Annotated in this window: 8 protein-coding genes; 7 read left to right on the plus strand and 1 reads right to left on the minus strand. The window is 54.9% G+C overall.

Annotation, left to right across the window (positions count from 1 at the left end):
* Nucleotides 1–825, plus strand: an 825-nt coding sequence (locus ACWVCN_RS12015) for a helicase-related protein (RefSeq protein WP_455246008.1), incomplete at its 5' end; no start/stop codon positions are given.
* A 120-nt stretch (nucleotides 826–945) separates the two neighbouring features.
* Nucleotides 946–2,949 (plus strand): excinuclease ABC subunit UvrB, encoded by a 2,004-nt coding sequence (gene uvrB, locus ACWVCN_RS12020; RefSeq protein ID WP_455246010.1) that lies wholly within the window; start codon nucleotides 946–948, stop codon nucleotides 2,947–2,949.
* On the opposite strand, the gene ACWVCN_RS12025 is transcribed toward uvrB, so the two are convergent.
* Complete coding sequence (locus ACWVCN_RS12025) at nucleotides 2,946–3,209, minus strand: DUF4321 domain-containing protein (protein ID WP_455242746.1); 264 nt, start codon at nucleotides 3,207–3,209, stop codon at nucleotides 2,946–2,948. The genes uvrB and ACWVCN_RS12025 overlap by 4 nt on opposite strands.
* Before the next feature lie 209 nt (nucleotides 3,210–3,418).
* Here ACWVCN_RS12025 and ffh point away from each other — a divergent pair, with 209 nt between their 5' ends.
* Genes ffh through rplS form a run of 5 tightly spaced genes read left to right on the plus strand, consistent with a single transcriptional unit; the run spans nucleotide 3,419 to nucleotide 6,854 of the window.
* Nucleotides 3,419–4,765: a signal recognition particle protein gene (ffh, locus tag ACWVCN_RS12030; RefSeq protein WP_455246012.1), complete on the plus strand. Its 1,347-nt coding sequence runs from the start codon at nucleotides 3,419–3,421 to the stop codon at nucleotides 4,763–4,765.
* Between the two features lie 52 nt (nucleotides 4,766–4,817).
* On the plus strand, nucleotides 4,818–5,102 hold the full coding sequence (rpsP, locus tag ACWVCN_RS12035; protein ID WP_455246014.1) for a 30S ribosomal protein S16: 285 nt from the start codon (nucleotides 4,818–4,820) through the stop codon (nucleotides 5,100–5,102).
* Between the two features lie 4 nt (nucleotides 5,103–5,106).
* Nucleotides 5,107–5,643 (plus strand): ribosome maturation factor RimM, encoded by a 537-nt coding sequence (gene rimM / locus ACWVCN_RS12040; RefSeq protein WP_455246015.1) that lies wholly within the window; start codon nucleotides 5,107–5,109, stop codon nucleotides 5,641–5,643.
* On the plus strand, nucleotides 5,633–6,415 hold the full coding sequence (trmD, locus tag ACWVCN_RS12045; RefSeq protein WP_455246018.1) for a tRNA (guanosine(37)-N1)-methyltransferase TrmD: 783 nt from the start codon (nucleotides 5,633–5,635) through the stop codon (nucleotides 6,413–6,415). Before rimM ends, trmD begins: the two co-directional genes overlap by 11 nt.
* Nucleotides 6,416–6,419: 4 nt before the next feature.
* Nucleotides 6,420–6,854, plus strand: coding sequence for a 50S ribosomal protein L19 (rplS, locus tag ACWVCN_RS12050; RefSeq protein WP_455246016.1), 435 nt, complete (start codon nucleotides 6,420–6,422; stop codon nucleotides 6,852–6,854).
* The last annotated feature ends 139 nt before the right edge of the window (nucleotides 6,855–6,993 follow it).

A 6,993-nucleotide genomic window follows, 5' to 3' on the forward strand; every position in this document is an offset into this window, starting at 1 on the left:
CTCGATCGGGGGTTCCTGCGTGATATTCAGCGAATACTCGGCTTGCTTCCGAAGGAACGGCAGACTTTGTTGTTTTCCGCCACCTTTTCACCGGAGATCGAGCAACTTGCCCTTGGCATGCAGCGCAATCCGGCCAGGATTTCGGTCGATCCAGGTATAAGCAGCCCCGCGACAATTACGCATGCCTATTACGTCGTGCAGGCGGAACAATCGCGGACTCAACTCGTACACACACTATTGCAAACGGTAAAGGCCGGAGAGCGCTCGATGGTGTTTTGTGACCAGAAGTACAAAGTCAAACGATTGGCAGCGAAGTTGGGAGGAGAACCGGCTTCGGTTGGTTCGATCACTGGCAACCATAGCCAGGCCCAACGGGAGCGGACGCTCGGCGCGTTCCGTGCCGGACGATTGAGGTCTCTTGTGGCCACTGACGTGGCGGCACGGGGGTTGGATATCCCCGATGTGTCTCAAGTGATCCACTATGAACTCCCTGTCAACCCGAATTCGTATGTACATCGGGCTGGACGAACTGGGCGGGCGGAGAAAGAGGGTGCCACATTTCTGATCCTGTCGGAGTCGGAAGAGCGCGAATACCTGCGGATGGTGCGTCAACTGAGGATCCGCACCACCAAACTACCGCTCCCCTCGTTTGCCGCCCTCCCTGCCGCCGCAGTCATGCAGGCCGGCGTGAGAACCATGCGTCATCGAGCATCACAGCGAAGCGGTTCTCTGCCAACCCGATCATATCGAGGGGGAGACAGCAGTAGCACCTTTCGAAGGCAAGGCGCTCCGTCATCGTCCGGATCAAGCCGGTTCGGTCGCTGATTAATTTGAGTTAGCGCCGGCAGGAGTGGGCTTGACTTTCCCGTCCGGCCGATCATTGGATTGTCCGGCCGTGATGCCGTGTCTCTTTGCATGGTAGAGTAACGGCTGGAAGGTCGTTTCATGGCACAGTTTCAACTCGTTGCTCCCTTCAAACCCTGTGGAGACCAAGGACAAGCGATCGATAAGCTTGCCACCGGTGTCTTAGACGGTCGCAAGCATCAGGTCCTGCTCGGTGTGACGGGATCAGGCAAGACGTTTACGATGGCCAACGTCGTGGCTCGAGTGCAAAAACCGACGCTGGTGCTGGTTCACAATAAGACTTTGGCCGGACAGCTTTACCAGGAGTTTAAGCAGTTTTTCCCCCACAACGCTGTCGAATACTTCATCAGCTATTACGACTACTACCAGCCTGAAGCCTACATTCCACAAACCGACACGTATATTGCCAAAGATTCCTCGATCAATGATGCGATCGATCAAATGCGCCATGCGGCGACCACTTCCCTGTTGCAGCGCAACGACGTCCTGATCGTGTCGTCGGTCTCCTGCATCTATGGACTGGGGTCGCCTGAGGTCTATCACGGCATGGTCGTCTATCTCGAAGAGGGATTGGAGATCCGTCGAGAGAAGATCTTGGCGAAACTCGTCGAGATACAGTATGCACGAAACGACGTCGATTTTCATCGCGGGACGTTCCGGGCTCGCGGTGATGTGATCGAGATCTTTCCGGCTTCAAACGAGGCAGTCTCGGTTCGAATCGAGTTGTTCGGTGATATGGTCGACGCTATCCATGAAATCGATCCCTTGACGGGGAAATCGATAAGGAAGCTGCCCAAAGTGGCAATCTATCCCAATACACATTATCTCATCGCGCCGGATCGGCACGAGCGAGCGATCACCGGGATTGAAGAGGAACTCGATGAACGCGTGGCCTATTTCAAGAAACAGAACCAACTGATTGAGGCACAGCGAATCGCCCAACGGACGAAGTTCGATCTGGAAATGATCCGCGCGATGGGCTACTGTCACGGCATCGAAAATTATTCGCGGCATTTAAGCGGCCGTTCGCCGGGCGATCCCCCCCCGACCTTACTCGATTATTTCCCCAGGGATTTTCTCTTGATCGTCGACGAGTCGCACGCAACTATTCCGCAGGTCGGTGGCATGTACGAAGGGGACTTTTCGCGCAAACGGACACTTGTGGACTACGGATTTCGATTGCCCTCGGCGGTTGATAACAGACCGTTGAAGTTTTATGAATTTGAGCGCTGCCTCAACCAGGTGATCTACGTGTCTGCGACGCCAGGGCCATATGAGCTGAAACATGTCAATGGCGAGGTCGTCGAACAGATCATACGACCGACGGGCTTGCTCGATCCCGTCACCGAAGTGCATCCGGCAAAGGGACAGGTAGACCATCTGTTAAGTGAAATACGATCTGAAACGATGGTGGGCGGTCGGGTGTTGGTTACTACGCTGACTAAACGCATGGCGGAAGACTTAAGCGAGTACTACCATGAAGTCGGGGTTAAGGTGCGATATCTCCACTCGGATATCAAAACATTGGAACGTGCCGAGATCATACGAGAGCTTCGGCTGGGCCGGTTCGACGTCTTGGTTGGTATCAATTTACTGCGAGAGGGACTAGATCTTCCTGAAGTCAGTTTGGTTGCGATTCTGGATGCCGATAAAGAGGGATATTTGCGATCCTACCGGTCGTTGATTCAAACGGCGGGCCGTGCAGCGAGAAATGTACGAGGCCGAGTCATTCTCTATGGCGACGCTGTGACAGCTTCGATGAAGCAGGCCATCGATGAAACGGCTCGCCGCCGGAACATACAAGCGGAGTACAACGATCTTCATGGCATCATGCCAAAAAGCGTCGAAAAACATATCCCCTTTCTAGAATACTCCGAGATGCCCGTTGAGGAAGAGCAACTGGCATTGGCAGCTGAGTCGCAGACCGAATACGGAATCGACGACACGATCGAGCAGAGTATTCAACGCCTTGAGAAAGAAATGAAAGCAGCGGCAAAGGAATTGGAGTTTGAAAAAGCCGCCTTGCTCAGAAACCGCGTCCGCACCCTGCGAATGCAGCTGTTGGAGTTGAGATCCCAGCTCTAGACATTCTTGTAGAGGAAGATACCAAGGAACATACCGAGAAAGCTCAAGAGGGTCAATTTGAGGCTGAATCCCAGGGTAAGCTTGATAAGGAGTAAATTGATCGTGAACGGAGGGTCGAAACCTATTGGGAGGCTCGTGGTGAAGAACGCCTGAATTGTTCCGCCTTTCGGTGCCATGACCTGAAGGATTTCCCCTAGTATTCCTCCCAATAGCCCGCCGATGAGGAGAAACATGAGCAACAACCACGGGGATTTTCTCACAGCACAGGCCTCATAACCTATTGACTGAACTCATCGAATGCCGGGTAGACCATAGCGAAAGGTCCTGTAGCTGTCAACAAAATGCTGCCTGTCTCTCCCTTGACTTCTTCTAGGGTGTCATTTAGACTGCCCGATGCTCTTTTGCTAGATTTTTCGAGGCGATCGGAGATCTGCGGCAAGGCTTCGATTGCCTTTTTCTTTGGTGCATGATGCTGGACCAGCTTAGCGAAAAATTCGAAAAAATCCTGAAGAAGCTCCGCGGCACCGGTATTCTCACCGAGGAGAATATTGGTGAAGCCTTAAAGGAAGTCCGGCTAGCACTTCTGGAAGCCGACGTCAATTTCAAGATCGTCAAACACTTCATCGAACGTGTTCGAGAAAAAGCTCTCGGGCAAGAGGTCCTGAAGAGCCTTACACCCGGCCACCAAGTTGTCAAGGTGGTTTGGGACGAACTTCGCGACATGATGGGAGGCGAGCGGGCTGGGCTGTCGCTTTCTTCGGCACCGCCGACTGTTGTAATGATGGTCGGTCTTCAAGGGGCTGGTAAGACTACCACTTGCGGGAAACTCGCAAAGCTTTTCAAGGGACAGGGGAAACGGGTGCTCTTAGTGGCGGCGGATCCGCGTCGTCCTGCGGCTGGCGACCAGTTGGCCAGCTTGGGACGGGATCTCGATATCGAAGTGCAGAGATTGGATCACGTGGACGCGAAGCAGGCGGACGTCGTCCGTATCTGCCAAGCGGGGGTCGATCGTGGACGTGAGCAAGGATTCGACCTTGTGGTACTCGACACAGGTGGACGTCTTCACATCGATGATGAGCTGATGGGGGAGTTGGCCGCCGTCAAATCTGCGGTGCGGCCAAACGATGTGCTGTTGGTGGCGGATGCGATGACAGGTCAGGACGCTGTCACGATGGCCGGTCAATTTGATCAGAGGGTTGGGTTGACCGGGGTCATCCTGACCAAGGTGGAAGGCGATGCACGCGGCGGTGCCGTGCTGTCCATCAGGGCCGTGACTGGTAAGCCGATCAAATTCCTGGGCGTCGGGGAAAAACTCGATGCGCTTGAGATCTTCCACCCGGATCGAATGGCTTCCCGTATTCTGGGCATGGGCGATGTCCTTTCGTTGATAGAGAAGGCCCAAGAATCGTTTACCCACGAGCAGGCGGAGGAAGCGCAGAAGCGGCTGGCCAGCAACTCCTTCACGCTTGAAGATTTTCGCGCCCAGTTAGGGCAGATGAACAAGTTGGGTTCGTTGGATCAAATCCTGGGGATGTTGCCGGGCGGCCAAAAATTGAAAGGCGCCATGGAGGGGGAAGTGCCGGAGCGGGAAATGAAGCGGGTCGTCGCTATCATCGATTCGATGACTTCCCGTGAGCGGCGTGACCACACCATCATCAACGGCAGCCGGAAAAAACGTATTGCGCGTGGTAGTGGAACGAATGTGATGGAAGTGAATCGGTTGATCAAGCAGTTCCTGTCGGCACGGAAGATTGCGAAGGTGATGGCTGGAGCGGGAGGACGTAGGCAACTCGCGCAGCTCCTGCGTTCGATGTAAGTCGGGATCAGGGACCCCTGGCAGGTGTGTCTCGCAGAGAAGGAGGGTGACAGTGGCCGTTCATTTGAGGTTAACCAGGACGGGACGACATAAGCGACCTGTCTATCGCGTCGTGGCGGCGGATTCCCGCATGCCGCGTGACGGGCGTTTTTTGGAGATATTAGGCATCTTCGATCCGTTGAAGGAAGCGGGCTTGCCGGAATTAAAGCAAGAGCGTGTATTGACGTGGCTGCATCAAGGCGCTCAACCGACCGTCACGGTTAAGACGCTGCTCCGACGCTCCGGTGTCTGGAAACAGTTCGAGACGGAAAAGGCTGCAAAGAAGAAGAAATCGTGATTGTATGGCCAGTGCGGAAGTGGATCTCGTGACCATCGGCAAGATCGAAAAGCCTTTCGGGGTGAGAGGGGCCGTGAAGGTACGGTCTTTGAGTGACGTACCTGGGCGATTTGAACGTTTGAAGGCTGTGAGTGTAGTAGGGGTTGCAGGGGAAGTCACGAATAGGACCGTGAACCACGTGCGCCAAGCCGGTACAGCCTATATTCTGCAATTCGACGGAATCACGACACCCGAAGCGGCGGGAATGTTGCGCGGCGCGCTGATTCAGGTGCCTCCGGCGGAACCCTCTGTCCGGCAGGAAGACGTCCTATACGAATGTGATTTGATCGGAATGATGGTTGACGACGAAGAAGGGCATGAACTCGGAACCATTGATAGGGTTTGGGAGTTGCCGGGTCATCACGTCTTCGTCGTGCGGAAGAATGGGCGGGAGTTGCTCATTCCAGCGGCCAGACATTTCGTTCGGGCGGTGGATCTTGTGCAGGGGCGGATGACTGTACGTACAAGTGAAGGATTGATTGAGGGTGCCGATGCGTTGTGACGTCATTACTTTGTTTCCTGAGATGGTGGCACCTGTAGTCGGCACCAGCATGCTTAAGCGTGCTCAGGAAAAGGGGCTGCTGGAGGTGCGCGTCCACAATATCAGAGATTTCACGTTGGATAAGCACAAGGTCGCTGACGACGTTCCTTATGGTGGCGGGGCCGGTATGGTCATGAAAGCCGAACCGATCATCCGCGCTGTGGAACAGATCCGCAGGCGATATGAAGCGGAAGGCGAGCAGATTCGGCTGTTGCTTCCTTCACCGCACGGGCGGTCTTTTACGCAAGCCTATGCAAAGGAGTTGGCTGGCGATTCGCGTCGCCTCATGATCGTGTGCGGGCATTACGAGGGCGTTGATGAACGAGTCAAACAGTCCCTTCAGCCGGAAGAAGTGTCGGTGGGTGATTACGTGTTGACAGGCGGGGAATTGCCGGCGCTGATTATGATCGATGCTGCGGCACGCCTGGTCCCGGGTGTTTTAGGTGCTCCTCAGTCGATTGTCGAAGAATCGTTCACCGATTCTTTGCTGGAATATCCGCAATATACCAGACCGGCGGAAGTGAGGGGGATGGTCGTTCCTGAAGTGTTATTGTCCGGACACCATGAAGCTATCCGCCGCTGGCGGCGGAAGGAAGCGCTGCGGGCGACATATCAGAAACGCCCTGATCTGTTAAAGGACCGGGAGTTTACGGTCGAAGACAGACAGTTGTTGGATGAGATTATTCGTGAAGGCGTGCCGTGCGCGCCGGTTCAGTGTGGGGAGGAGGGTTGACGTCATGAATCAGTTGGAGCGGGTACAGCGGTCGTTACAAAAGAAGTCGGTTCCGCACTTTGAGATCGGGGATACGGTGCGCGTCCACGTCAAAGTGGTTGAAGGCGAAAAAGAACGTATCCAGGTTTACGAAGGGGCCGTGATCGCCAGAAAAGGGAGCCTGAATACCGAAATGTTTACCGTGCGCAAGCTGTCTTACGGCGTAGGCGTGGAGCGGATTTTCCCGGTGCATTCACCGATCGTGACCAAGATCGATGTTGTCCGCCAGGGTAAGGTGCGCCGGGCCAAGCTATATTATCTGCGAGGGAAAAAGGGCAAGTTCTCGAGAGTGGAAGATCGGGAGTTCATCGGGGAGGGCAAAGCCTCGTCAGCCTCCACAAAGGCTGCCGACTCTCCGGAAGCCCCGGCAGAAGCAGCAACTGCAGCTGCAAAATCATAAGCTAGCCCGTCTCTGTTTGTTAGACCACGATAGTCGTACCTCCCGACAAGGAGTCCGTAGGCAACGTCGTGGGACCTACCGACGAATTTGAACTGGAGGCCAGGCGATGCGGCTACCGCCGGATCGCCGGCCTCGACGA

The organism is Petrachloros mirabilis, from assembly GCF_975968855.1.

Coding starts and splice junctions, on each gene's coding strand:
- uvrB (WP_455246010.1), top strand. CDS start 946: ATGGCACAGTTTCAACTCGTTGCTCCCTTCAAACCCTGTGGAGACCAA.
- ffh (WP_455246012.1), top strand. CDS start 3,419: ATGCTGGACCAGCTTAGCGAAAAATTCGAAAAAATCCTGAAGAAGCTC.
- rimM (WP_455246015.1), top strand. CDS start 5,107: ATGGCCAGTGCGGAAGTGGATCTCGTGACCATCGGCAAGATCGAAAAG.
- trmD (WP_455246018.1), top strand. CDS start 5,633: ATGCGTTGTGACGTCATTACTTTGTTTCCTGAGATGGTGGCACCTGTA.
- rplS (WP_455246016.1), top strand. CDS start 6,420: ATGAATCAGTTGGAGCGGGTACAGCGGTCGTTACAAAAGAAGTCGGTT.